26 protein-coding genes are annotated in these 24,387 nt (G+C 50.1%); 16 read left to right on the top strand and 10 right to left on the bottom strand.

The window, feature by feature from the left end; translation table 11 throughout:
* Positions 1-561, top strand: coding sequence for an RNA polymerase sigma factor (locus LF929_RS10410; RefSeq protein WP_038904359.1), 561 nt, complete (start codon positions 1-3; stop codon positions 559-561).
* On the opposite strand, the gene LF929_RS10405 is transcribed toward LF929_RS10410, so the two are convergent.
* Both LF929_RS10405 and LF929_RS10400 read right to left on the bottom strand, forming a co-directional pair.
* A complete protein-coding gene (locus tag LF929_RS10405; protein WP_210175057.1) occupies positions 562-1,479 on the bottom strand; it encodes a LysR family transcriptional regulator in 918 nt (305 codons plus the stop codon). It abuts the gene before it with no gap.
* A gap of 12 nt (positions 1,480-1,491) precedes the next feature.
* The gene (locus tag LF929_RS10400) at positions 1,492-2,481 is read right to left on the bottom strand and encodes an MBL fold metallo-hydrolase (protein WP_038907989.1); all 990 of its coding nucleotides are present in this window, start codon (positions 2,479-2,481) and stop codon (positions 1,492-1,494) included.
* Positions 2,482-2,947: 466 nt separating this feature from the next.
* Between LF929_RS10400 and LF929_RS10395 the strand changes: the two genes are divergently transcribed.
* The 7 genes from LF929_RS10395 to LF929_RS10365 all read left to right on the top strand — a co-directional run bounded on the left by LF929_RS10395 (position 2,948) and on the right by LF929_RS10365 (position 6,899).
* Positions 2,948-3,115, top strand: a complete 168-nt coding sequence (locus LF929_RS10395) for a hypothetical protein (protein ID WP_226092545.1) — start codon at positions 2,948-2,950, stop codon at positions 3,113-3,115.
* Positions 3,112-3,411 (top strand): hypothetical protein, encoded by a 300-nt coding sequence (locus tag LF929_RS10390; RefSeq protein ID WP_049122941.1) that lies wholly within the window; start codon positions 3,112-3,114, stop codon positions 3,409-3,411. Before LF929_RS10395 ends, LF929_RS10390 begins: the two co-directional genes overlap by 4 nt.
* Before the next feature lie 16 nt (positions 3,412-3,427).
* On the top strand, positions 3,428-3,556 hold the full coding sequence (locus LF929_RS10385) for a hypothetical protein (RefSeq protein WP_264084963.1): 129 nt from the start codon (positions 3,428-3,430) through the stop codon (positions 3,554-3,556).
* Positions 3,556-3,822 (top strand): S-(hydroxymethyl)glutathione dehydrogenase, encoded by a 267-nt coding sequence (locus LF929_RS10380; RefSeq protein ID WP_226092546.1) that lies wholly within the window; start codon positions 3,556-3,558, stop codon positions 3,820-3,822. The genes LF929_RS10385 and LF929_RS10380 overlap by 1 nt, the downstream gene beginning before the upstream one ends.
* 15 nt (positions 3,823-3,837) lie before the next feature.
* Complete coding sequence (locus LF929_RS10375) at positions 3,838-4,524, top strand: hypothetical protein (RefSeq protein WP_226092547.1); 687 nt, start codon at positions 3,838-3,840, stop codon at positions 4,522-4,524.
* 295 nt (positions 4,525-4,819) lie between these two features.
* Entirely contained in the window at positions 4,820-5,653 is an 834-nt protein-coding gene (locus LF929_RS10370; protein WP_226092548.1) for a mannosyl-3-phosphoglycerate phosphatase-related protein, read from the top strand.
* A 19-nt stretch (positions 5,654-5,672) separates the two neighbouring features.
* Positions 5,673-6,899, top strand: coding sequence for a glycosyl transferase (locus LF929_RS10365; RefSeq protein WP_226092549.1), 1,227 nt, complete (start codon positions 5,673-5,675; stop codon positions 6,897-6,899).
* Between the two features lie 29 nt (positions 6,900-6,928).
* On the opposite strand, the gene LF929_RS10360 is transcribed toward LF929_RS10365, so the two are convergent.
* The gene (locus LF929_RS10360) at positions 6,929-7,699 is read right to left on the bottom strand and encodes a class I SAM-dependent methyltransferase (RefSeq protein WP_226092550.1); all 771 of its coding nucleotides are present in this window, start codon (positions 7,697-7,699) and stop codon (positions 6,929-6,931) included.
* Positions 7,700-7,985: 286 nt separating this feature from the next.
* On the opposite strand from LF929_RS10360, the gene ydfG reads away from it, so the two are divergent.
* The 3 genes from ydfG to LF929_RS10345 all read left to right on the top strand — a co-directional run bounded on the left by ydfG (position 7,986) and on the right by LF929_RS10345 (position 9,754).
* Positions 7,986-8,735, top strand: coding sequence for a bifunctional NADP-dependent 3-hydroxy acid dehydrogenase/3-hydroxypropionate dehydrogenase YdfG (gene ydfG / locus LF929_RS10355; protein WP_016941358.1), 750 nt, complete (start codon positions 7,986-7,988; stop codon positions 8,733-8,735).
* A 300-nt stretch (positions 8,736-9,035) separates the two neighbouring features.
* Complete coding sequence (locus LF929_RS10350; RefSeq protein WP_038904366.1) at positions 9,036-9,392, top strand: DUF1283 family protein; 357 nt, start codon at positions 9,036-9,038, stop codon at positions 9,390-9,392.
* Between the two features lie 68 nt (positions 9,393-9,460).
* A complete protein-coding gene (locus LF929_RS10345) occupies positions 9,461-9,754 on the top strand; it encodes a DUF1161 domain-containing protein (RefSeq protein WP_016941356.1) in 294 nt (97 codons plus the stop codon).
* A gap of 224 nt (positions 9,755-9,978) precedes the next feature.
* On the opposite strand, the gene bioD is transcribed toward LF929_RS10345, so the two are convergent.
* The 3 genes from bioD to LF929_RS10330 all read right to left on the bottom strand — a co-directional run bounded on the left by bioD (position 9,979) and on the right by LF929_RS10330 (position 13,045).
* Positions 9,979-10,650, bottom strand: a complete 672-nt coding sequence (bioD, locus tag LF929_RS10340) for a dethiobiotin synthase (protein ID WP_210175064.1) — start codon at positions 10,648-10,650, stop codon at positions 9,979-9,981.
* A gap of 146 nt (positions 10,651-10,796) precedes the next feature.
* The gene (locus tag LF929_RS10335; RefSeq protein WP_210175065.1) at positions 10,797-12,014 is read right to left on the bottom strand and encodes an ROK family protein; all 1,218 of its coding nucleotides are present in this window, start codon (positions 12,012-12,014) and stop codon (positions 10,797-10,799) included.
* A 116-nt stretch (positions 12,015-12,130) separates the two neighbouring features.
* Positions 12,131-13,045: a LysR family transcriptional regulator gene (locus tag LF929_RS10330; protein ID WP_038907994.1), complete on the bottom strand. Its 915-nt coding sequence runs from the start codon at positions 13,043-13,045 to the stop codon at positions 12,131-12,133.
* A 138-nt stretch (positions 13,046-13,183) separates the two neighbouring features.
* Here LF929_RS10330 and LF929_RS10325 point away from each other — a divergent pair, with 138 nt between their 5' ends.
* Both LF929_RS10325 and tus read left to right on the top strand, forming a co-directional pair.
* Positions 13,184-14,428 carry an MFS transporter gene (locus LF929_RS10325; RefSeq protein ID WP_226092588.1) on the top strand — a complete coding sequence of 415 codons (1,245 nt, stop codon included), beginning with the start codon at positions 13,184-13,186 and terminating at the stop codon, positions 14,426-14,428.
* Positions 14,429-14,590: 162 nt separating this feature from the next.
* A complete protein-coding gene (gene tus, locus LF929_RS10320) occupies positions 14,591-15,517 on the top strand; it encodes a DNA replication terminus site-binding protein (RefSeq protein ID WP_210175067.1) in 927 nt (308 codons plus the stop codon).
* 3 nt (positions 15,518-15,520) lie between these two features.
* On the opposite strand, the gene fumC is transcribed toward tus, so the two are convergent.
* Positions 15,521-16,918, bottom strand: a complete 1,398-nt coding sequence (gene fumC / locus LF929_RS10315) for a class II fumarate hydratase (protein ID WP_226092551.1) — start codon at positions 16,916-16,918, stop codon at positions 15,521-15,523.
* Positions 16,919-17,096: 178 nt separating this feature from the next.
* Here fumC and manA point away from each other — a divergent pair, with 178 nt between their 5' ends.
* From manA to add, 3 genes are all read left to right on the top strand, one after another.
* Positions 17,097-18,281 (top strand): mannose-6-phosphate isomerase, encoded by a 1,185-nt coding sequence (gene manA, locus LF929_RS10310; RefSeq protein ID WP_210175069.1) that lies wholly within the window; start codon positions 17,097-17,099, stop codon positions 18,279-18,281.
* A 56-nt stretch (positions 18,282-18,337) separates the two neighbouring features.
* Positions 18,338-19,891 carry a YdgA family protein gene (locus tag LF929_RS10305; RefSeq protein WP_210175070.1) on the top strand — a complete coding sequence of 518 codons (1,554 nt, stop codon included), beginning with the start codon at positions 18,338-18,340 and terminating at the stop codon, positions 19,889-19,891.
* 312 nt (positions 19,892-20,203) lie between these two features.
* A complete protein-coding gene (gene add, locus LF929_RS10300) occupies positions 20,204-21,220 on the top strand; it encodes an adenosine deaminase (RefSeq protein ID WP_168365714.1) in 1,017 nt (338 codons plus the stop codon).
* A 103-nt stretch (positions 21,221-21,323) separates the two neighbouring features.
* Here the strand turns inward: add and LF929_RS10295 are convergent, their stop codons facing one another.
* The 3 genes from LF929_RS10295 to LF929_RS10285 form a co-directional block, all read right to left on the bottom strand.
* On the bottom strand, positions 21,324-21,782 hold the full coding sequence (locus LF929_RS10295) for an SgcJ/EcaC family oxidoreductase (protein ID WP_210176755.1): 459 nt from the start codon (positions 21,780-21,782) through the stop codon (positions 21,324-21,326).
* 168 nt (positions 21,783-21,950) lie between these two features.
* A complete protein-coding gene (locus tag LF929_RS10290) occupies positions 21,951-22,946 on the bottom strand; it encodes a bile acid:sodium symporter family protein (protein ID WP_038908002.1) in 996 nt (331 codons plus the stop codon).
* Positions 22,947-23,098: 152 nt separating this feature from the next.
* Entirely contained in the window at positions 23,099-24,148 is a 1,050-nt protein-coding gene (locus tag LF929_RS10285) for an oxidoreductase (protein ID WP_226092552.1), read from the bottom strand.
* Positions 24,149-24,387: the final 239 nt, after the last annotated feature.

The following is a 24,387-nucleotide window of genomic DNA, read 5'->3' as shown; positions in this document are numbered from 1 at the left end:
ATGAAAGCCGAAATGGCGGGAGAATCGCTGCTGATATCAGCCATCAAAGCCTGCCGGTCGCGGTTAACCGCGTTTATCCGTGGCCGGACGGCTGTACGTGATGATGCTGACGATATCTTGCAGGAAGTGACTTATCAGTTGATGACGGTGGAACAGCCGGTGGAAAATGTCGCCGCCTGGCTGTTTCGTGCCGCACGTAACGAGATGACCGACCGGGCGCGCAAAAAACGCGAGCTGCCGTTATCAGGATATTTCACTGATGATGAAGATGGGGATTTCCCGGAGGATGAACTGGCAGAAACGCTGTTCGGCATACCGCAAACGCCGGAAGATGAGTATCTTAAAGCGTTATTGTGGGATGAACTGGACGCGGCGTTATCTGAATTGCCATCCGCACAACGTGAAGTGTTCGACAAAACCGAGTTGCAGGGCTACAGCTACAACGAGTTGTCAGCTGAAACCGGTGTTAGCGTTCAGGCGTTGTTATCACGCAAACACAAAGCCGTTCTTTACCTGCGTACACGGCTACGCAGTGTTTACGATGCGCTGACAACAGAATAATTAACCCCACGGTTGAAGGCCTGCTGCATACAGCAGTTGTGCACGTAACCAGACGTTGGCTGGGTCATGACTATTTTTGGGGTGCCAATACATGTTGATGACAATCGGTTGTAGGGGGACCGGTGGAGCAAAAATATCGAGTGTCTGAGCAAAACGTTGCAACATTCGTCTGGGTAACGTGCAAAGCAAATCTGTTCCAGCGACAATCGGTGGTGCCATGGCATAGCTTTGGGTGGACATCACCACGCTACGTTGGTACCCAAGACCTGCCAGCGTTTGATCAACAAAACCGGTAAATGGATCCCCTTCGGAAGAAACGACCAGATGGGGAAGGGCGCAATAACTTTTCAGGTCAAGGGGAGCCGTGCCTCGCGGATGTTCTTTACGCTGCGCGGTCGCAAACTCATCGTCAAAAAGTTTGCGTCTGATCCAGGCATCATGCGCACCGGCATTCACACCAATATAGATGTCGATGTCACCAGTATCCAACTGCTCAGGTAAACGCGTACTTTCCGGCAGGGCGAAGCGAAGCCGGATACCTGGTGCAGCAACCCGAAATTGATTAACCAGATCTGCCCCCAGCATCAGGGCCGGATTTTCATGCAGCGCAATCACAAACGTTCGATTACTGCTTGCCGCATCAAAATGCACCGGTTCAAGCATGGTCGATATATCGCGCAGAACGCTCACAACCTGTGGTCGCAGCGATTCAGCTCGTGGGGTTGGCAAAACCCCACGTCCATGTGGGGAAGGAATAAACAGTTGATCGCCAAAGATGGCCCGCAAGCGCGACAGTCGGGCCGACATTGCTGGTTGACTGATACCCAGTCGCGCAGCGGCGTGCGTGATGTTCTGATCTTTTAGCAATGCATCTAGAGTCAGCATCAGGTCAATATCAATGTCTGAAAATGGCATCATTCTGTTATCCGTTTACTGTGTGACGGCAGCGGCACGATCAGTATAGGTGACGGGCACCCACGTATAGCCGCCATGTTCGTTTCGGGCAACATAACCAATACCGGGAAACGGCAAATGGGGGGCGGCAATAAGACTTTTATTTCTGGCAAAGTCTTCAAACGCATGAGTGCGCACACGAGCAGCGCGAGCCTGGTCTTCATCATACGCGATAGTGATATTCGGCTGTGGGAACTGCACGGCCGCGATGTGGATAAGATCGCCCACAAAGGTTATCTTTTCCCCCTCGCTTGTCAGCGTATAGAACGCCGATCCTGGCGTATGCCCAGGATGCACCGTACCCGTAATACCCGGTATTAGCTCCGCAGAGCCTGAAAACGGCACAACTTTACCCGCATCCAGATAGGGTTTTAAGGTTTTCTGGGCGATATCAAAGTAACTTTTGTCGTAGCCTGTTTTTTTCTGATTTGCGTTATCAAAGAAAAAATCAATGTCCGGTTTTCCCACGAACACGCGTGCATTGACGAATACCCGCTGACCGTCTTTAACCATGCCACCAGCATGATCGGAGTGCGCATGAGTCAGCAAAATATCCGTAATATCCTGCGGGTGAATCCCTTGGGTCGCCAGGCTCTCAATCAGTCGACCGCCATTGCCAGGGCCAAATAGTTGGCCAGCACCGGTATCAACTAATATTTTGCGTCCGGGCAGACTGATCAGAAATGCATTAATGGATGCTTCAACCGGGTTGGACTGAAAGTTTTTAGCCAATAACGCGTCCGTATTCTGCGTTGTTGTACGCCGCAGCAACCGGTGAAGATCTTGCGCGACACTGCCATCGGTAAATGATGTGACAAGAACTTTGCCAACCTGAACACTATAGCCACCAGCCTGCTGTTGAACAGTATGCTGAGGTACGTCAGCCGCCATAGAGTGAAGAGCAGGGTATAACAGCAACGATCCGGTTAACAGCGTTGTTGTAGCGAGTTTTTTTGCAATAAACATGATGGGCTCCTTACGAAAAGCCTCATGTTATTCCACCAACATTTTTTGAGAATCCGCACCTGGTGGATACGACCTATCCATGGTGTGAATAGGTTGGGAGGCCCAGACTAACAGTTTGGCGTATGGCATAGTTAATTTAACATAATATACATTATGCGAACCAAGGTAAGATCAGGCGGGTTCTGGCGTTCGGGCTGGTCAATCATTCGTGGTCAATGTTCTTTGCGTTTTGCCCTGATGACACCACCTGCGGGCCTGAATGCTATCGACATATGCATCTCCACATCACACTGATGTGCTCTGTGCATGTCATCAGCCTTTCCTGCTCTGCAATTCAACGTTATTATTACTGCAACATTGCCAGAGCACCACTCACTGTTATCCTTGCAATGCAAGTGATGATAAGTGCTTAGGTACCGGAAAAACCGTGGGAAACCACGGTAAAGTTCATTCCAAAGGGTAAATTATGAACACAGAAAAAAACAAACAACCAAACCAAAATAAGATGCATGAAGGTTTTGCTCAGGATGGGCTGGATACATCTAAAGCAAAAAGATTGTTAGAAACAGTACAAAAGTCATCGAAGGAGCAAAGAGGTCAACAAAAAAGCAGCAATAAAGGTGATGATAAGTGAATAAAGAAAATCTGCTTTACCTAAAAAACAGCCTCGAAATAATAATGGGGATAAGTAGCTGGCAGCCTACTTACCTACAGCTTGAACAAATACAAATAGAACTCATCGCATCATCCGAAACGTTGGATGCAAGAAACATATCAAAAATCGTACACAGAATTTATGATAAGCCAATAGAATTAATCATCCTTAAAGGCCTAAATACAGCCGCAGCAATGTCGGCTCTTCTAAAAATACAAGAACTCGAAAATGAGTTAAAGAAAATAAAACACCAAAATGATAAAAAAACAAAATAACCAATCTGGAAAAGATATGAATCCGCGTATTCATAAAGAGATATCTATAAATGATGGACTAGATACTTCAAAAGCCAAGCGATTATTAGAAGAAGCACTAAAGAAACCAACAGTTATAGATAATAAAAAACAGGACAACAAATAATGCATATATCATTCAATTTATTCCTATTCAAGAAGGCGATTGAAGAAGAGCTTAATATCGTTGAGTGGAACCCAAATACAGAGCAACTTGGGGAAATGAGGAACGAAATTTTAAAATTGAATGGAGATGAAGATATTTCTGAAGTAGAGAAAATCGTTTTTAGCATATACAAAAAACCAATAAAACAGATGATTTTCAATGGGTTAGATACATCAAGGGCTAGCTCACTTCTTGCAAAGATAAATGCTCTTCCAAACAAAAAATAAAAGAGAAAAATATGAATGCATGAGATCATTGAAGGTCAGAAAAAGGAAATTAATGAGCTATATAGTAACTACACTACTATGCTCATGTCCTTCTTAAATGAAGAATGTCTCTTTGATGATGTTCACTCTGCCGGAGAGTCACTTTTTAGTTATCTTGAACAATGCACAGCACAAAATAATTCAACAGAAAACCTCAAGGAATCCACTTGGAATCAATGGCTTGCGGAAACATGCATTGATGTTCTTGAGTTAATATCCCAGCATTATAAGACCTATAGAACGCAAAAGAATGATAACACGTTATCACCGAGTTCAACGGCTTTTTCGGCGATGCAACGACTGGTCAAAAGTTATGATCGTGAAAAAGCAAAACTAATTCGCGAACAATTTAAAAAAATGAATCTGCCAGTCTATGGATTCGATAAAAAAGGAAAAAGCCATATGACAAAAACACATGAAAGATGGGCTGCATTTTGTTTTGGGATATTTTTCATTGTATTTTTACTAGTTGTAGCAATATTTATCCCAACCCCTTCGCAATTTCAATATACCCTTTTCAGAATTGTACTATCGCTGGCTGCCGCAGGGTTCACAACTTTTGTCCCTGGTTTTATTGAAGTTAAGTTTTCAACCTGGTTAAGAGCCGGTGGCGCCCTTGCAATATTTGCTGTTGTGTATTGGATAGCTCCAGCTGCGTTATAAAATATGGTTCGCATAATAACGTTATGCTAAAGAGGTCGCTGTGGGAGAGATTTTCGCAGCGGCCTTTTCAATATGCTACATCATAGATAAAGCATATCAGTCGGCGTCCTTACGTCCCCTACTTCTCCCTTCATATACCATCAATTTGCCAAAACTGTGATCCCTGTCTAGGCTTAACAAAGCATTCGAATCATTTCTATAAAAATAATCAGGCGAATAGCGTTATGTCGCCAATCCACATGTCAGCTGCCTTATACCACTCCCTCATCACACCCACATAGACACAGGAGGTAAAGTGCCTGAATTGACTACGAATTGGGTTATTTTTACCGATCTGGACGGTTCATTACTGGATCACGACACCTACAGTTGGGATGCGGCCAAACCCTGGCTGAACCGCTTGCAACGCCATCAGGTGCCGGTTGTCATCACCACCAGTAAAACGGCAGCGGAAATCATGCCACTGCAGCAGGAACTGGGGTTAAGCAATATGCCCGCCATCGCGGAAAACGGTGCTCACATTTTGCTGCCATCATGCTGGCAAACACCGCCGCTATCCACACGTTCAATGCATTCCCTTATCTACCCTGATCTCTGTCGGGAACTACAGCGGTTACGTGAACAACATGGCTTTCGTTTCCGTGGTTTTGCTGACATGGATAATGCCACGGTGGCGGCGGAGACAGGTTTGACACTGCCGCAGGCGGCTCTGGCCCGTCAACGCTACGCTTCCGAGCCCATATTGTGGCAAGACGATGCGACATCGCTGGAAGCATTCAGGACCTGTCTGGCCCAAAAACAGCTTTGTTTAACACAAGGCGGCCGTTTTCTTCACGTAATGCCTGACGGTATCAGTAAAGGTATTGCGGTACAGCGCCTGATAAAACAGATGCACACCGTGAGCAGACAATCCCTGGTTACCCTGGGATTAGGTGATGGCCCCAACGATATATCGTTACTGGAAGAGACTGATTACGCCGTGATCATCAAAGGTCATCATAGCCATAACGTGACATTGTCACAAAAAAGTCATAAGGAGGTCTACCGCACCCAGGCTGCCGGACCGGCTGGCTGGAATGAAGGGCTCACGTATTTTCTTAGCCGCTACGGGGCTGAACTGCTTGATTGAGATGGGAGGAATAGCAACCATGAGTGAATTCTATCAGGATGGAATGATTACCAATTTTCATAACCTTACCCGGCGCAGCGTTGAAGAGCTGGAATACGAATTACAGGTGTTTTCCGGTCAAAGCAGCATGGGGTTGATCCTCCCTTCCCTGTATTCTGAGCTGGAAGGCCCGGCGCTGGATAAGATTGTCGATATGCTCTCTCAGGTACCTTACCTGTCAGAAATCGTCATCGGGCTGGACAGGGCCGACCGCGAGCAGTTTCTGTTTGCCCGACAGTTTTTCTCCCGCCTTCCGCAGCGGCACCGTATTTTGTGGAACGATGGTCCCCGCCTGACCCGGCTCAGTCAGGAACTGACCGACAAGGAACTCGCGCCGATGGAACAAGGCAAAGGCCGTAATGTCTGGTTTTGTGTTGGTTATACCTTAGCGTCACGGCGCACGGCCTGTATTGCATTGCATGATTGTGACATTGTCACTTACGAACGCACTATGCTGGCTCGCCTGCTCTATCCGATCGCCAACCCCTATTTTCACTACGATTTCTGCAAAGGCTATTACGCACGGGTAGCCGAGGGAAAACTGAATGGCCGGGTTGGGCGTTTGCTGGTCTTCCCCTTGCTGAAATCGCTGCAAAGCGTTTACGGTAATTCAGATTATCTCGAGTATATGCGCAGTTTCCGCTACCCATTATCCGGTGAGTTCGCGATGCGCAGCCATGTGTTGCGGAATTTGCGCATTCCGAGCGACTGGGGACTGGAAATCGGTATGTTGTCTGAAATCCACCAGGGAACAGCAACCAGCCGTATCTGTCAGGTGGACATCGCTGACAATTACGACCACAAACATCAACCGATGTCGGAAAACGACCCCAGCTCCGGGTTGCAGCGTATGGCAATGGATATCACCAAAGCGCTATACCGCAAACTGGCAATTCAGGGCGTGAATATCACGACGGATTCGTTCCGGGTGTTACGTGCCACTTATTATCGAACCGCACTGGATATGATCGACTCATTCGAACATGATGCCCGTATGAATGGCCTGCATTTTGATCGCCATACCGAAGAGTCGGCAGTCGAGCTGTTTGCCGATGTCATTACCCAATCAGGACAGGCATACAGTGACAGCCCTGGGGACAAGCCATTTGTCCCCAGTTGGAACCGTGTTCAGTCAGCATTCCCTGATATTCTGGAGCGGCTGTACGACGCCGTTGAAGCGGATAATCAGGAAATGGATGATGCCTAACCCGCGACCTGGTTCCTTTACTCGCTCCTTTATCCCCGGCTGGCAACAATAAAAGCGGTATCGGTGGTAAAGGAGCCATCCGGCTCAATAGCGTAATGGCGGATAACGTCGGCCGACATTTGCTGCTGCAGGGCGCGGATTGCCGTGACAAAATGTTCTGGAGTCCGCATCCGCGCCACCCAGCTTTGGAATTCCAGGTGCAGACGCGATGTTTGCACAGAGCGTACTGTTAACCCAGCTTCGCTCAGCAGTGTCAACCATTCACCCGAGGAATAATCGCGTACATGCGATGTGTCGCGCAGCATTTCCGCCGTTTGCAAATAAACATCCAGCACCGGGTGGCCGGGTGAAATCACGTCCATGAAAATCGCTTCGCCTCCAGGTTTCAGTACCCTTCTGACTTCCCGCAATGCCAGCCCGACATCCTGCCAGTGATGGGCCGAATAGCGACTGACCACTACATCAAAGCTCGCATCAGCAAATGGCAATGACTCTGCTACCGCCTGTTCAGTCGTGATATTCGCCAGCCCCTTTTCCTGTGCCGCACTGGCAACGACATCCAGCATCCGCGGCGACAAATCGCATGCCACGACACTGTTGACCAGACCGGCAATGGTAAAGCTGACATGACCCGCGCCGCAGCCTAAATCCAACACGTGGGCATGGCGGTTATCCTGCAAACGCAGGGCCAACTGGGTAAGGTCTTCACCTTGGGCGTGAACGGCGCTGTTAAGATAGGCGTGAGCCTGTTCGCCAAACTGTTGCTCGACGGACTGCTGGTGACTTTTACTGTTTTCCATAAACGCTCCTTACCGGTGTTATCGATACCCTGCTTAATCATTACCTCAAAAATCACTATAGTGCCAGACAATAACCTATAACAACCCGGCGTTAATTAGCCTGCAGCCGGGCTCGATAGAATGCCTGTAACACAGTGCAACGGGATGTCCTGAATACGAGAAGCACCGAAAAGATCAACACTGACATAGAGATAGCCCTGACGTTGAGGTATGCTGATTTTCATTAGGGTGTGACAGGCATTGCAATCAGAAATAATTGCAGTCAGAAATAACAGAGGAAAAACGCATGATTATTTTGGTTACCGGTGCGACGGCGGGCTTTGGTGAGGCAATTACCCGGCGTTTTATCAAAGAAGGCCATCAGGTTATCGCCACAGGGCGCCGCCAGGAACGTCTTGATGCGCTGAAAGCTGAATATGGCGATGCGCTTTTCACGCTTCGTCTTGATGTTCGCGATCGACAAGCCATCGAGCAGGCTATCGCTGCGTTGCCAGCCCAGTGGCGCAACATTGACGTGCTGGTCAACAATGCCGGTCTGGCTTTAGGGTTAGAGCCTGCGCATAAAGCCAACGTCGATGACTGGGAAACCATGATCGATACCAATAACAAAGGGCTGGTCTTTATGACCCATGCGCTATTGCCGGAAATGGTGAAACGCAATGTGGGCCATATCATTAATATCGGCTCGACAGCGGGCAACTGGCCTTATCTTGGTGGGAATGTCTACGGTGCCAGCAAGGCATTCGTGCGCCAGTTCAGTCTGGGATTGCGGGCCGACCTGTCCGGTACTCGCGTGCGTGTGACCAATATTGAACCCGGCCTGGTCGGTGGTACCGAATTCTCAGCCGTACGCTTTAAAGGCGATGAAGCTAAGGTCAGCCAGACATACGATAAATCGAACCCGCTGACGCCGGAAGATGTGACCGAAGCGGTGTTCTGGGTGGCAACATTACCCTCTCATGTCAATATCAACACCTTGGAAATGATGCCGGTAAGCCAGACCTACGGCGGCCTGAAAGTCACCCGTGATGAGTAATTCATACCGGCAGTAACACATAAAGTAGTACCACATAAATAGGCTGGGGTGATGTGCCAATGCCTGATGTGGATGTTCAGGGACGAACGCGGAGCGGTATCACTGTCATGCCATGAAACATTCCGGCCCAGTGATGCCGACTCTGCCCAGACGATACTGCAGTGAAAGCAGCGACGTACCCTGAATATGTTAGTTCAGTTATAGTTTGTTGATGGTAGCGGATGCTATAGTCACCATAACGCTATCTTTTGTTATGACAACGTTGCTTTCGTATTTACAGAACTCCTGTCTGGGTGAAACATGCAGAAAAAAACACGTAATTTACTCCTTCTTCTTTCCTCATCCCTGTTTAGTCTGGGCCTTTTGTCATCAGCACAGGCCGCTCAACACATCGTGATTGATAACGGCAACAGTGCGTTATCAAAAGAAGCGGCGCGACAGAGTAGCGAAGACTGGAACGAGACGCGTACATTGCGTAATAAAGTGAACAAGCATCTTGAAAAACGCGTTGATAAAGCCGATCGAGATTTCGATAAAGCCGATATGGCAGAAGCGCTTGAAGAAAAATGCAAAGCCAGTTCCAACTTCAATGCTTATTGGGAACCCAACTCGTCGCGCTGTCTTGACCGTCGCTCTGGCCGCCCGGTAACACCCTGATAGGTTGATCTATACTTTATCTGCCCGTATTTGGGCAGATAAACCATCAAGATGAGTGGAAGGATGCGATGAAGAAAACGATGCTGGCCGGTGCAATAACACTGTTACTGACACCACTTATCGCACAAGCTTCACAAGCCTCCTGTGAACGTATTCGCGATGACATCGCTCGCAAGATTATCAGCAATGGCGTACCTGAATCCGGTTTTGAGCTGGATATCGTACCTAACGATCAGGTCAGCCAGCACGGTGGTCAGGTTGTTGGTCATTGCGGGCAGGATACGCAGAAAATCGTTTATATCCGCCTGCCGGATAATGACAGTGATGACCTGAGTTCTCACCCGATGGGTAAAAAGCGTTAGGGTCGTTCAACAGCCTGTCGGCGTTAATAATGAAGCCCGCAACACAATAAATCGATGCAATAAAAAAAGGGGAGCGACATTCTCCCCTTCTGACATTCATTTTTTACATTCGTTATTTAGCGGTAAAAATCGCATCAATACCTCGCCATACCCGGATGAAAACCATCGGAGGAATATCTCCATCATGCACTGTGGCTGATATGGATCCGGGTGTCTGACGACGGTTAGAACGACTGGCTAATCGAGGAAAGATCAATATAGGTAGATAAATCCCGTTGCTCTGCGCGGGGCAAATATGGCAGTTCACCCAATTGAGGCGCAGGAATTTTTTCCCGCAGCGCCTGGATGATTTCAGCATAGTTAGCCAGCCCTGGGTTAATGCGGTTTGCGACCCAGCCGACCAGCGGCAACCCATCATTAATAATCGCCTGCGCTGTCAGCAGCGCATGGTTGATACAGCCAAGCTTTATCCCGACCACCAAAACGACCGGTAATTGCTCCTGAACCACCCATTCCGAATAGGTCCGCATGTCGTTCATTAAGGTACGCCAGCCACCACTGCCTTCGACGATAACCATGTCCGATAACCCGCCAAGCTGGTTCAGCCCTTCAGTCATCGCGCAGTAATTAATCTCTTGTTCACTGGCACTGATTTCATCTTCCTGTAACGACACAGGATTGACCTGCTGATAAGACAGTGGGATCGACGAGGCTTCCTGCAAGATCAGAGCATCTTTGTTACGCAGCCCCTCTTCTGTTTCCTTGCAGCTCTTAGCGACAGGTTTATATCCCGCCACGGTTTTGCCCGTTTTCGTCAGCGCCTGTAATAACGCCTTCGATACTACTGTTTTTCCAACGGCAGTATCCGTTCCTGTAACAAACATACGCTTTAACATGAAAACACCACTCCGGCAGGCCCCACCTGAAAAAATAAACCTCAAAAAACGTACTGATGAAGCCTAAAGTCTAGGTGATGGGCCTGTGAAACGGCTTGCGTTAGCGCAATGTTTTGTCGGTAAGCGAATACACGCTGCAGTGATGGTTAACCCTGCATCAGTTTAATCAGCAGAGAACCGTTATAGAGCGCATCTTTAATGAGCGCGGCACCGGGCACGGTTCCCTGATTATAAAAATGGGTCGATGTGACTTGCAGATGGTGACTATAAGCCGGTAATGCCTGGCGGCGAATACAATCAAGGATTGCGGGATACAGAATATCGGCAGCCTGATTCAGTGGAGAACCAATCAGAATTTTTTCTGGATTGAACAGATTAACCATGATGGCGGTAATACGACCGACGTTATTGCCGACATCAACGATAATATCCTTTGCCAGTTGATCACCGCTCAGCGCTGCCTCACACAGAGACTCGACCGTCAGCGGCGAGCCGTGCAACAGCGAACTCATCGAGCCTTTGAGCCGCTGCTGAGCCAGTTCCAGCATACTTTCAATGCTGGCAACGGTTTCCAGACACCCGTGGTTACCGCAATAACAGCGCTTACCATAAGGGTCAACCTGAGTGTGACCAATTTCCACCAGTGTTCGGCTACCGGCATGCAGTATACGTCCACCGGTAATAATGCCGGCACCGACGTTATGATCGATAACTATCTGGATAACGTTTTGGCAACCGCGTGATGCGCCAAACAACGCTTCTGCCATCGTCCAGGCGCAAATATCATGTTGCAGATAAACTGGCACCCCTGTGCGCTTTTCCAGCGCCGGACCAATCGCCATTTCTTCTACAGCGTAAAACGGCATACGGTGGATGATGCCGGTGGATGAGTCCACCATACCGGGTGACGTGATGGCGATAGCGGTCAGTCGTTCCAACTGATGTTGGTGGCGGATAAAAAACTGATCGATATCCGTCAGAATGCGTTCCAGTAGTGGCTGGGGATGTTCACTGGGTAAATCAACCTTATCCTCCACCACCAGATGGCCACTCAAATCACGCAGGGCCAGGGTCATCACCTGGTTGCTGATGCGTACCGACAGGTAGTGCCACGCTTCGGTATCCAGCACCAGGCCGATTGCCGGCCGCCCTCGGCTTCCCATCTCCTGGTACTCGGTTTCCCGTACCAGGTGCGCCTCCATCAGTTCACGCACAATTTTGGTAATACTGGCGGGAGCAAGCTGAGCCTGTTTTGACAACTCAATGCGGGAGATGGGGCCATGTTCATCGATCAGTCGATAAACGCCACCTGCATTCATCTGTTTGATCTGATCGATGTGTCCCGGCTGACCACTGACAATCACGGTAAAACGGCTCCTGCAATTAGGCGTAATAGGTATTTTTTACGCTGTAAAATAAAAAACTGAGGCTATGGTGGAGCTTTTGTAAATAGCCGTCAAATATTTGATTCGATATGTGATTAACCGCACATATTTTTGAGGGTATTACCCAACATTAGCGTGATTAACGTCTGGGCGGCGGTGTTCAGCGGGCGGTGCTGGTGGGTGACTAACCACATTTCACTGATAGCGTCTTTTTCCTGCAACGACAGGTATTTTACGCCATCTATCCGGATACGACGGAATGACGCAGGTAGCAAGGAGACCCCTAATCCAGATGAGACCAGGCCGATAATCGTCATCGCCTCACCGACTTCCTGCGTAATGTACGGTGTAATGCCGTACTTTTTGAGTAAGTTCATAACTTCATCGTATAGCGCCGTTCCCCCTTCACGGGCAAAAAATACGAAGGGTTCATTAGCTAACTGCTGGATACTGATATGCCCGCCGGGAACAGAAGCCAGCGGGTGTTCCTCATGAACAACCGCTACCATCGGCTCATGCAGTAATAGCTGATGACGCAGCGTATCCGGCAATGGGTTGTTACGCATCACCCCGAGATCCAGCTTACCGTCAAGCAACGGTGCAATCTGTTGTTTAGTGTTGATCTCCATCATCTGGATATGCACCTCAGGATAGCGCTGGCGAAACTGCAACAGACTACGCGAAACCTGTTTAACAAACGGAGCTGATGAGGTGAAACCGATATTAAGCTCCCCTATTTCACCACGCTGAATGCGGGCCGCTCGCTCTGCTGCCTGATTGACCTGGCTGATGATGGCCCAGGCCTCTTTCAGGAATAATTCGCCGGCCTGTGTCAGGCGCACATTACGGTTGTTTCGCTCCAGCAGTTGAGCACCAATTTGCTCTTCTAATGCCTGTATCTGCTGACTGAGAGGCGGCTGAGAGATATGCAGTCTTTCCGCCGCACGACCGAAATGCAGTTCTTCAGCAACAGCAATAAAGTAACGTAAGTGCCTGAGCTCGATATTCATATTTATAAAATATCATTATTAACAATTAATATATTATACAAAACAATCGGGCTAATTCTATGATTTGTCCACTGATGTTTTTGCCGTATTTTTTCCGGATAAGGATTGATTTTGAGTACCCCCATGTCTGCACAGAGAATGTCCGTATCTGTCACTGACGATATTCAACCTCAGCGCGATACCCGCGTTCCCGTTTACAAAAACCCATTTATTTGCCGAGGCACGCCACCGTTCATTCGCGTTACGCTCGCCTTGTTTTCCGCCGGTCTGGCGACCTTTGCCCTGCTGTACTGCGTACAGCCCATATTGCCAATACTGTCGCAGGCTTTTGGTGTATCCCCGGCAACCAGCAGCCTGTCGCTTTCCGTTTCCACGATGACGATGGCAGTCGGATTGTTATTTACCGGCCCGCTGTCAGACACCATTGGCCGTAAAAATGTCATGGTGGTATCGCTACTGTTGGCGTCGGTATTTACCCTGATAGGTTGCATGATGACCAACTGGGTTGGCCTGCTGGTTATGCGCGCCCTGGTTGGCTTATCGCTCAGCGGTGTGGGCGCGGTGGCAATGACCTATCTGAGTGAAGAAATCCATCCCAGTGTGGTGGCATTCTCTATGGGGTTGTACATCAGCGGTAACTCAATTGGCGGGATGAGCGGCCGTCTGTTAACCGGCGTCATTGCTGATTTTTTCGGCTGGCGAGTCTCCATCACCTGTATCGGCATCGTTGCCCTGCTGGCCTCCCTGACGTTTTGGCGGATACTGCCGGATTCTCGTCACTTTCGTGCGGGTTCGCTGCGCCCCAAAACCCTGTGGATCAATACCCGCTTACACTGGCGTGATGCAGGCCTACCGCTGCTCTTTGCCGAAGGGTTCCTGTTGATGGGCTCCTTTGTGACGCTGTTCAACTATATTGGTTATCGCTTGCTGGATGCCCCCTACAACCTGAGTCAAACGGTGGTGGGTTTGCTGTCAGTGGTCTTCCTCACTGGTAGCTATGCATCACCACGCGCCGGGGCAATGATTGCTCGTTTCGGCCGGGGGCCCGTGTTGGTCGGCAGTATTATGCTGATGTTATCCGGCCTTCTATTGACCCTGTTCAGTTCTCTGCTGATGATGTTTTTGGGGATGATGCTCTTTGCCGCCGGGTTCTTTGCCGCCCACTCGGTTGCCAGCAGTTGGATCGGCTTGCGTGCATTACGTGCTAAAGGCCAGGCGTCGTCGCAGTATCTGTTCTGTTATTATCTGGGGTCGAGCCTCGCGGGCACGTCAGGGGGCTTCTTTTGGTATCACTATGGCTGGACAGGACTGGTGCTGTTTCTGTCCTGCTTGCTGATGCTGGCTATCGGCTTTGGATTCAAGCTGAAATCCCTGAAAAACTGAGCTAACAGTTACTTATCTCCCCCTTCTACCCACTGGCTCTGAACGTTCAGAATCGGTGGGTACGGCGCTTTTTCATACTGCTAAGCTGATAAAAATATGCGTTGTTGAACTGGGCTCTTAGGATATAATCAATAGTATGTTGTAACTAATGCAGTATTGATTATGCCCGCCTACGACCTGATTGAACGGATGAACCATTGCTTTACCTCGCTGGAAGCGCATCTGGCTGAAATGCATCAATTATTTCTCACCTTTCACTTTACCGGCGGGCGTTTGTTTACCCTTCCCCCCGTAGAAAAAGGCACCGAGCATGACCCTATAACACATATTCAGGTTACGCCTGTCGACGGTGCAGAAGCCCGCGATATCGGTTTACAGCATTTTCGTCATTTATTTATTCACCACTACGCGGAGACTATCAGTAGCAAAGCGGCAATCCGCCTGCCTGGCGTGCTGTGTTTTCGGGTTAATAACGCAGAATCACGGCAGGCTCGCCAGTTAGTGACGAACATAAACGCCCGGAAAAAGGAGCTGGAGCACATCATCACGGTGGAGTCTGGACTGGAGCCCGAGCAGCGCTTCGATTTTGTCCATACCCATCTCAAAGGGCTGATAACACTGAGCGCCTATCGCACCATTACCCTGCTACCTGACCCGGCCTCGGTGAGATTTGGCTGGGCGAATAAGAACATCATCAACAACATTACCCGTGATGTCTTACTGGAAAAACTGGAGAAAAGTCTGCAGGCAGGACGCAGCCAGGCCCCTTACAGCAAGGAGCAATGGTCATCGTTACTGGAGCAGGAAATCCGTGATGTGAAGCGCCTGCCGGAACAGGCGTTGCTAAAAATCAAGCGGCCCGTGAAAGTACAGCCGATTGCACGGGTCTGGTATCAGGAACAGCAGAAGCAAGTACAGCACCCTTGCCCGTCACCGCTGCTGGTATTGTGTCATCAGGATACGATGCCGGTTATGGGTGAACTCAATGACTACGATGCCGACAACATTCAGCATCGCCATCGGCCCAAAGCCAAGCCACTGCGGTTGTTGATCCCGCGCTTGCATCTGTATACCGATGACGGTGCCTGAGTATCACGGTTTCATGCTGCCAACCATGTCCTTTGGGCGAACCCACTGCGTAAATTGTTCCTCGGTGAGATAGCCCAGTTTCAAGGCTGATGCCTTCAGTGTCAGCCCTTCTTTATGCGCTTTTTTGGCGATTTCAGCAGCCTTGTCATAGCCAATATGCGGATTGAGCGCGGTCACCAGCATCAGCGACTCATTCAGCAATTGGTTGATCCGCTCGCGGTTAGGTTCAATGCCCACCGCGCAATGTTCGTTAAAGCTCTTCATACCATCAGCCAATAACCGAACGGATTGCAGGAAATTGTGAATCACCATCGGCCGAAAGACATTCAGCTCAAAGTTACCGGATGCGCCCCCAAGATTAACCGCCACATCATTCCCCATCACCTGGCAACACAGCATGGTCATCGCTTCACACTGTGTCGGGTTAACTTTACCCGGCATAATCGAGCTACCGGGTTCATTTTCCGGAATAGCAATCTCGCCAATGCCGCAACGCGGTCCGGAGGACAACCAGCGCACATCATTCGCAATCTTCATCAATGACGCCGCCAGACCTTTCAGTGCGCCATGCGCATGCACTAGCGCATCACAGGTGGCCAGGGCCTCAAATTTGTTTGGCGCACTCACAAAGGGATGCCCAGTCAGCATCGCCAGTTCCGCCGCCACCCGCACCGCGTATTCAGGGTGTGTGTTCAACCCGGTACCGACAGCCGTGCCGCCTAATGCCAGCTCGCACAGGTGAGGAATACTATTTTCGATATGGCGTACATTATGCGATAGCATTGCCACCCAACCAGAAATCTCCTGCCCTAACGTCAGCGGCGTCGCATCCTGCAGGTGCGTTCGGCCAATCTTGACGATATCGACAAATTGCGTCGCCTTATCCGCGAGGGTCTGTTGTAACACGTTCAATTCAGGGATCAGATGTTCACGCAGCACGGTCACTGCCGCAACGTGCATAGCTGTAGGAAAAACATCGTTAGAACTCTGGCTTTTATTAACATCATCATTAGGGTGTACCAGCCGGTCATTACCTCGTACTCCCCCCAACAATTCGCTGGCCCGATTCGCCAGTACCTCGTTCATATTCATGTTGGTCTGCGTGCCAGAGCCCGTCTGCCAGATAGCCAGCGGGAATTCACCGACGTGCTGACCATTCAGGACTTCGTCTGCAGCCTGAATAATGGCATTACCTTTACTGTCGGCTAATAACCCCAAATCCATATTGATGCGCGCTGCCGCACGTTTGGTCTGTGCCAGCGCCATGATCAGCGCGCCCGGCATTTTTTCTTCCGAAATACGAAAGTGCTCCAGTGAGCGCTGGGTCTGAGCCCCCCACAAATGCGTTGTCGGCACGGCAATCGGCCCCATGGAATCTTTCTCAATACGCGTGTCTGACATGGTTTTCTCCTTTGCGAAACACGTCATTTTCAGATGACTGCGGATTATTACCTTTCTGGAATCATGGCATATAAAGCATTAGCATAGCGGGCATCGAGATGGCGTAACCTTTTCAGGCGTGATTATTCGCCATTATTGCCACTGAAATTAACAATCTATCTAATAGCAGGAAAATATTATGCAAAAAATGCGCAACAATGTGCAGCATTATGCCTGGGGCAGTAAACACGCGCTAACCGAACTGTATGGGATTGAAAACCCTGACAATCGACCAATGGCCGAACTGTGGATGGGAGCACACCCGAAAAGTAGCTCTCTATTACTTGATGAGCAGGGTCAGGCACAAAGCCTGCGTGATCTGATCAATAAAGACCCGTCCGCTTTTTTGGGGGCAGCAGTGGCAAAACGTTTTGGTGAGTTACCTTTTCTTTTCAAGGTATTATGTGCCGAACAACCGTTGTCGATTCAGGTTCACCCCAGTAAATCTGCGGCTGAAGTCGGGTTTGCGCGGGAAAATGCCGCCGGTATTGCACTTGACTCACCACAACGCAATTACAAAGACGCTAACCACAAACCGGAGTTGGTCTTTGCCCTCACCCCTTATCTGGCGATGAATGGCTTTCGCGAACTGACGGCGATCGCCGATGTGTTGCAACCGCTAGCCAGCGCCCATCCCGCCATCGCCGCATTTTTGTCATCCCCGGATAGCACAACGCTCCGTACCTTGTTCTCCAGTCTGTTGAGCATGGAAGGCGAGCAAAAAGCCTCCGCTATCGCTGAGCTGAAACGTGTTTTGAACCATCGACACGGTGAACCCTGGGATACCATTCGCTTTATTGCGCAGTTTTACCCTGATGACGGCGGTCTGTTTTCTCCGTTACTGCTGAACGTCGTCACATTACAGCCGGGCGAAGCCATGTTTTTGTATGCCGAAACCCCGCATGCCTATCTTCAGGGGGTAGCGCTGGAAGTGATGGCCAATTCGGACAACGTTCTGCGCGCCGGTCTGACACCGAAGTACATTGATATCCCTGAGTTGCTCGCCAACGTCCGCTTTGAGTCGAAACCGGCTGAGACCTTGCTGACGTCGCCGGTAAAAGTGGCTAACGAACTGAGTTTTCCTATTCCGGTCGATGACTTTGCCTTTTCACTGCATTATCTTACCGATGTACCGCAGATGCTGAGTCAGCAAAGTGCAGCTATTATCTTTTGTGTCGAAGGTCAGGCAGTGTTGGAACGCGGCGCACAGCAAGTCAGCTTGCTGCCAGGCGAATCATGCTTTATCCCCGCCAGTGAATCACCGGTACAAATCCAGGGGAAAGGCCAGATTGCCCGTGTTTATAACCAGCCTTTACTGGTATAACGCCATGTATTCCCTGATGAGGAATACAACACATTGAATCAACAAGGAAATATAACGTGGCAAAAAAAACAGTTGTAGCCGCTGGGGTTGTTATTGCGCTCGCCGTAGCCTGGGGAGGTGCCTCTTGGTATACCGGTAAGCAGATTGAACAGCATATTGGGGACGTCACCAACAATCTGAACAACGAGTTGAAAAACGCGTACCCACAATCAGGTATCAAGGTCACCTATCGGGATTATCACCGCGGTCTGTTCAAAAGCCAGCTCGCGTTGGTGTTACAGTCTGACGGTACTGATGCCCGGCAGCGCCTGTTAGGCGCTAATGAAGAGGTGGTGTTTAACGCTACAGTGTTCCACGGCCCCTTCCCGCTGACCGCCAGTCAGTTTAGCCTGAAACCAGCATTGGCCGCCGTACACGGCGAGCTGGCTAACACTGAATCGGTAAAAGCACTGTTTGATCTGACGAAGAATAAACCGTTCATTACCGCAGATAGCCGCATTGACTATAACGGCGATACTCACTCCGCCGTCACGCTGGAAGCGCTGGACGTTAAGAGTCAGGACACGAAGGTTAATTTCAGCGGTACAACACTGTTGGTTGATGTAGCGGGTAATCTGCGTGCCGGCAAAGTGGTCGGCAATGTGGCTAACCTGACGATGGAGAAACCCAACCTGCAAGGACAGAATGAAAAACTGACGTTGCAGGATCTGGCACTTAACAGTGACACCCACAAAGGTAAATTCGATCTCAATGTCGGCGATGCCAAAATCACGCTGAAGAAACTGGCGCTGGATGTGCAGAGCGGCGATAACCTGGTATTGAATGATTTCTCGCTGGTCAATCACAGCTCGGAAGATGACACTAACCTGGCAGGACAGATGACGCTGTCGCTGGGGTCAGCGCTATTTCGCGATCAAAATCTGGGATCGTGGAACATCAACTTCGCCTTCTCCGGGCTTGATGGCAAAGGTACTCGCCAGTTCGTGACCGAGTACCAGAAAAACCTGCAATCACTGCTGCAAAATATCGACCAGGTGACCCCGGAAGTTTATGACCAGCAGTTAGCCGCACTGGTGCTGCACAATCTGCCGCAACTGTTGAAAGGTAACCCGAGTATCAAGATTGCGCCATTAAGCTGGAAAAACGCGAAAGGCGAAAGTACCTTCACACTGGCGCTGGATTTAACCGATCCGCTGCAAAAGAGCGCCGCACCAACCGCGAATCTCTCTGACGAAGAAGCGATTATCCGCCAGTCCGTTAAAAATCTGGACGCACGCCTCAACGTGCCGATGGATATGCTTACCGAACTGATGGTGCAGATAGCGCCAAAAGCCACCACGGATGAAGAGAAAAAGCAACTGGACCAGATGGCGCGTCAGCAAACGCAATTGATGGCCAATATTGGCCAGATGAGCCAGGTCACCGTCACCAAAGACAACGCCATCACCAGCTCATTGCAGTACAGCGATGGCACCGTGACCTTCAACGGACGTAAGACCCCGTTGGCTGAGTTCATCGCACCGTTTATCACCCAGCCGTCGGAAAATGTGCCCGAGCAAGGCGATGATGCACCAGAAGACAACCAACCGGATGCATCAGTCAGTCCGTAATCGTTTACCGGCGCCACTCAGGCGCCGGTTTCTTTCGCACGACAAACAAGCCACATTGTAGTATGCCGTACAACGTATTACGCGACTGCTTACGCAAGCAGGCATCAAGCGCTTATGCTCAATTTGTATTATGTCCGCATTGATATATAAACTTCTTTTTATCAATCAATGGTAAATTGCCTGGGTTTATTCTTATACTGCACACCGAGTTATCAGACTCTGTCCCTTGTGGTACGGTGGCGAATGCTAGCGTCACAAGGAATACCGCCTGCTGATGGATTTTTTTAATAAAAAACGAGTACAACATACAACATGATTGATCCGTACATTCCGTTGACGGATATCCATCGCCATCTTGATGGTAATATCCGCCCCCAAACCATCCTTGACTTAGGCCGCCAATTTAATATCGATTTGCCCGGCCATGACCTCGAGTCCCTGCGTCCCCACGTACAGATAATCGACCACGAACCCGATTTGATAAGCTTCCTGCAAAAGCTGGACTGGGGTGTGGCCGTACTGGGATCGTTGGATGCCTGCCGTCGTGTGGCTTACGAAAACGTGGAAGACGCGATCCGCGCCGGACTGGATTACACCGAGCTACGTTTTTCGCCTTACTACATGGCTCTCAACCATCAGTTACCGCTGGAAGGCGTGGTTGAGGCCGTGATCGATGGTGTTACCGCGGGTTGTCGCGACCATGATCACGCCGTGATGGTGCGCCTTATCGGCATCATGAGTCGTACCTTTGGTACCCACGCCTGCGAGCAAGAACTTGACGCATTGCTGGCACACAAAGACGGCATTATTGCCATCGACCTGGCGGGCGATGAGCTCGGCTTCCCCGGAGAGCTATTCACTACCCACTTTACCCGAGCGCGCGATGCGGGCTGGCGTATCACCGCCCATGCAGGCGAAGCCGCCGGTCCGGAAAGTATCTGGCAGGCGATACAGCAGCTAGGTGCTGAGCGTATCGGCCACGGTGTTACGGCGATCGTCGACAGTACGCTGATGGAATATATGGCCGAGCACCAGATTGGCATTGAATCCTGCCTGACCTCTAACCTGCAAACCAGTACGGTAAAAGCGATGCATGAGCACCCACTGGTGCATTTCCTGCGTCACGGTATTCCGGCGACGATTAACACCGACGACCCTGCCGTGCAAGGGATCGATATTCGTCATGAATACGAGATAGCGGCACCCTTAGCTGGCCTGCTACCGGAAGATATCCGACAGGCGCAAGAAAACGGCCTGCGTATGGCGTTTATCTCCGAACAGGAAAAACAGCTGTTACGCCAGCGCGCTCAACAACGACAAGCGCAATAAAGCTGAATCAGACAAAAAAAGCGGATACCACAAGGTATCCGCTTTTTTCATGCTGGAGGTGACCTGTCGATAACATGGCCGACAGCATCCCATCACAGCACAATTAGTCTTTCGGTTGTACGGACGAATGGTGACTACTGATCAACCATTTACCGTCTTTGAAAGCATAAGTATAGGTATAACGCGCTTTAGCCTGTGAATTATCACCAAATGTGAAGGTGTAATTGCCGATATCCAGCGCTTCGTTACAACCAATCTTGATAACGCGGTTATCAATCTTACCCACAGGTTTTTTTGCTAAGAAATGCTCAAAATAGTCAATGCGCTCAGCATCTGTCGTACGCATTTTTCCAGACAGCGTCGGCAATAACACCGCGTCGGTCTCATAATTGGCGTTGACCTTCTTCGCATCCCCAGTCTGTAACGATGCATTCCAGCGATCAAACAAACTGGCGATAGCGCTTTCATCAGTCTTGACACAGGTTTCCGTTGTCGCGGCATAAACCTGAGATACGGTAACGGCACTGAGGAAACTCAGCGAGAGCAGCACTTTTTTATACATGTCTATCCCTCATCAATTAAGTAATGATTACTTTCTCTATCCTTATTACTGCGAGGCTTCAAAAAGCCTCACAGATTAACACTATAGTCAATGTGCTCTCGGTTGACCATTTCGCCAGGAAACGCCCGACATTAGTAAGCGTGGTTTAACCCTGTCGTATAGGATGCGTTATTTTCCCGCTTTTTCTTCATCCGCCGAGGCGGCTCGTTTCGCATAACGCTGCGCCAGCGTCGCACACACCATCAACTGAATCTGGTGGAAAATCATCAACGGCAACACCATTGCCCCAACGGCGGCGGCAGGAAAGAGTACGTTAGCCATCGGAATACCATTGGCCAGACTCTTCTTAGAACCACAGAATACGATGGTGATTTCATCCGGGGTATTGAACCCCAACTTGCGGGCTGCCAGCGTGGTACAGACCAGCACAATCCCCAGCAGCACCAGCGAACAGATAACCACCGCCAGCAGCGACCACCCGTTAATCTGGTGCCAAATCCCCTGCACCACCGCCTCACTGAATGCCACGTACACCACTAACAGAATAGATGACCGGTCAGTGATATTAATCAGTTTGCGATGGCGATCGACCCAGTGGGCAATCAACGGACGGGACAGATGACCAATGACGAACGGCACCATCAGTTGCATGATAATAGAGCCGATCGCATGCAGCGTATCAGTTTGCCCACCTTGCGTATGCATCAGCAGGCCGACCAGGATCGGCGACAGGAAAACCCCGAGAATGCTGGATGCTGAGGCGCTGCAAATCGCGGCCGCAACGTTACCGCGAGCCATCGAGGTGAAAGCAATGGCGGATTGCACCGTTGCAGGCAATGCACACAGATACAGGAACCCCAGATACAGTCCGGGGGTTAACACCTGTGGTGACAGGAACGCCATGCCAATCCCCAGTAATGGGAACAGAATAAAGGTACTGGCAAACACCACCAGATGCAGACGCCAGTGGCCCATGCCGGCCGTAATCGCATCACGAGATAGCTTGGCGCCATGCATGAAAAACAGCAGTGCGATGGCAGCTGTGGTCAGGTTTTCGAAAAAAACCTTGGCCGTGCCCTCACACGGGAAAATGGACGCGGTAATAACGACCGCAATTAAAACCAGCAAAAATTTGTCAATTTTCAAGCGTTGTAACCATGCCATAGTGTGTTTGCATCCTCAGACATAAAAATACAGGCGATCCTAAGATCGCCTGCTTAAACAATGCCCCACTATCAGCAATAAATACCCATAATGCAAGACAGAAACCCGCCTCGCGTTCAGGGATTTACGTCACAAATCATGACGATTACCGGCTAACTGCTCTTCAGTGTCATCGTTTTTTTCTGTTCGTACGAGGTTAACCCCAGCTCGATCAGCTCCATCACGTTAATCGCCTGTCCGACAGGTACCGGGTTATCGCCCCGCCCCCGCAGCGCATCACGAATACCGGCATAATAAGATTGATAATGCCCAGGGATGGTCGGCACCGGTTGGTCCGCCAGTACACCATCACGGTGCAGCGTCAGAATACCGTCATGGTTATCCTGCCCCCAGTCATCATGTGCTTGTGGTTTTTCGCCCGCTTTCAAGCGGTCTTCCTGCGGGTCAACACCAAACTTCACATAACTACCCTGGGTGCCATGCACGATGTAACGGGCGCTGGGTGCCGCCGCCAGCATAGAACTGTGCACCACAACACGTCGCTGGGGGTAAATCAACGTCGCGTGGAAGTAATCGGCGGCTTTACTGCCGGGACGGAGCTGCGCCATATCCGCCTGAATCGCCACCGGCAGGCCGAACAACTGCAACACCTGATCAATCAGATGTGGTGCCAGATCGTACCAAATACCACTCCCTTCGCTGCCGTCTTCACGCCAGCGTTGACGCACTTGCGGACGATAGCGGTCAAAATGCGATTCCATATACACCACATCGCCCAGCGCACCTGCTTTCAGCAATTGCTGTAATGTCAGGAAATCACTGTCCCAGCGCCGGTTATGGAATACGGAAAGGAGTTTACCTGCATGTTCTGCCAGTTGGTTCAGCTCACGTGCTTGTGACAGTGTAACGGTAAACGGTTTATCCACCACCACATGCTTACCGGCCAGCAACGCCTGCCGAGCCAGTGGGAAATGGGTATCATTCGGGGTGGGGATGACAATCAGATCGATATCGGGATCATTGAACAGCGCCTGCGGTTCGGGCACGACATGCATTGAGGACCAGTCAGCCTGAACTTTTCCAGCATCGCGGCTCGATACTGCCGCCAGCTTCATTCCTGACGTGGCTGCAATCAGTGGTGCATGAAACGTCTTACTGGCATAACCATAACCTAACAGACCAACACGGATGGTCTCCGTCATATATTTCCCCTCATTGGCGGGCCTGCAGATCGGGCCCGTTGTCCTAGTGCAATTAGGCGGCGTCCCACCTTCAGCTCACCGCTGGCGGAACACAGACTAGTATAGCACCGGGGAAAATGATAATTATCGGACAGTGCTGAGATAGAACTAAGAGAGTTCTGAGAGAGTATTGAGAGAATTGTCATGATAGCGCCCCGGCTATGACCTCCTGTGACAGTCATAGTCGGGGTACGCAGACC

The sequence above is a fragment of the Dickeya oryzae genome, from assembly GCF_020406815.2.
Lineage (GTDB): Bacteria > Pseudomonadota > Gammaproteobacteria > Enterobacterales > Enterobacteriaceae > Dickeya > Dickeya oryzae.
Note: the sequence above shows the minus strand (reverse complement) of the source record. Positions and strands in the feature narration are given on the sequence as shown.

Excerpts from the sequence above, each read along its gene's own strand:
- LF929_RS10410 (WP_038904359.1), top strand. The coding sequence starts at position 1 with ATGAAAGCCGAAATGGCGGGAGAATCGCTGCTGATATCAGCCATCAAA.
- LF929_RS10405 (WP_210175057.1), bottom strand. The coding sequence starts at position 1,479 with ATGATGCCATTTTCAGACATTGATATTGACCTGATGCTGACTCTAGAT.
- LF929_RS10400 (WP_038907989.1), bottom strand. The coding sequence starts at position 2,481 with ATGTTTATTGCAAAAAAACTCGCTACAACAACGCTGTTAACCGGATCG.
- LF929_RS10395 (WP_226092545.1), top strand. The coding sequence starts at position 2,948 with ATGAACACAGAAAAAAACAAACAACCAAACCAAAATAAGATGCATGAA.
- LF929_RS10385 (WP_264084963.1), top strand. The coding sequence starts at position 3,428 with ATGAATCCGCGTATTCATAAAGAGATATCTATAAATGATGGACTAGAT.
- LF929_RS10380 (WP_226092546.1), top strand. The coding sequence starts at position 3,556 with ATGCATATATCATTCAATTTATTCCTATTCAAGAAGGCGATTGAAGAA.
- LF929_RS10375 (WP_226092547.1), top strand. The coding sequence starts at position 3,838 with ATGCATGAGATCATTGAAGGTCAGAAAAAGGAAATTAATGAGCTATAT.
- LF929_RS10365 (WP_226092549.1), top strand. The coding sequence starts at position 5,673 with ATGAGTGAATTCTATCAGGATGGAATGATTACCAATTTTCATAACCTT.
- LF929_RS10360 (WP_226092550.1), bottom strand. The coding sequence starts at position 7,699 with ATGGAAAACAGTAAAAGTCACCAGCAGTCCGTCGAGCAACAGTTTGGC.
- ydfG (WP_016941358.1), top strand. The coding sequence starts at position 7,986 with ATGATTATTTTGGTTACCGGTGCGACGGCGGGCTTTGGTGAGGCAATT.
- LF929_RS10350 (WP_038904366.1), top strand. The coding sequence starts at position 9,036 with ATGCAGAAAAAAACACGTAATTTACTCCTTCTTCTTTCCTCATCCCTG.
- LF929_RS10345 (WP_016941356.1), top strand. The coding sequence starts at position 9,461 with ATGAAGAAAACGATGCTGGCCGGTGCAATAACACTGTTACTGACACCA.
- bioD (WP_210175064.1), bottom strand. The coding sequence starts at position 10,650 with ATGTTAAAGCGTATGTTTGTTACAGGAACGGATACTGCCGTTGGAAAA.
- LF929_RS10330 (WP_038907994.1), bottom strand. The coding sequence starts at position 13,045 with ATGAATATCGAGCTCAGGCACTTACGTTACTTTATTGCTGTTGCTGAA.
- LF929_RS10325 (WP_226092588.1), top strand. The coding sequence starts at position 13,184 with ATGTCCGTATCTGTCACTGACGATATTCAACCTCAGCGCGATACCCGC.
- tus (WP_210175067.1), top strand. The coding sequence starts at position 14,591 with ATGCCCGCCTACGACCTGATTGAACGGATGAACCATTGCTTTACCTCG.
- fumC (WP_226092551.1), bottom strand. The coding sequence starts at position 16,918 with ATGTCAGACACGCGTATTGAGAAAGATTCCATGGGGCCGATTGCCGTG.
- manA (WP_210175069.1), top strand. The coding sequence starts at position 17,097 with ATGCAAAAAATGCGCAACAATGTGCAGCATTATGCCTGGGGCAGTAAA.
- add (WP_168365714.1), top strand. The coding sequence starts at position 20,204 with ATGATTGATCCGTACATTCCGTTGACGGATATCCATCGCCATCTTGAT.
- LF929_RS10295 (WP_210176755.1), bottom strand. The coding sequence starts at position 21,782 with ATGTATAAAAAAGTGCTGCTCTCGCTGAGTTTCCTCAGTGCCGTTACC.
- LF929_RS10290 (WP_038908002.1), bottom strand. The coding sequence starts at position 22,946 with ATGGCATGGTTACAACGCTTGAAAATTGACAAATTTTTGCTGGTTTTA.
- LF929_RS10285 (WP_226092552.1), bottom strand. The coding sequence starts at position 24,148 with ATGACGGAGACCATCCGTGTTGGTCTGTTAGGTTATGGTTATGCCAGT.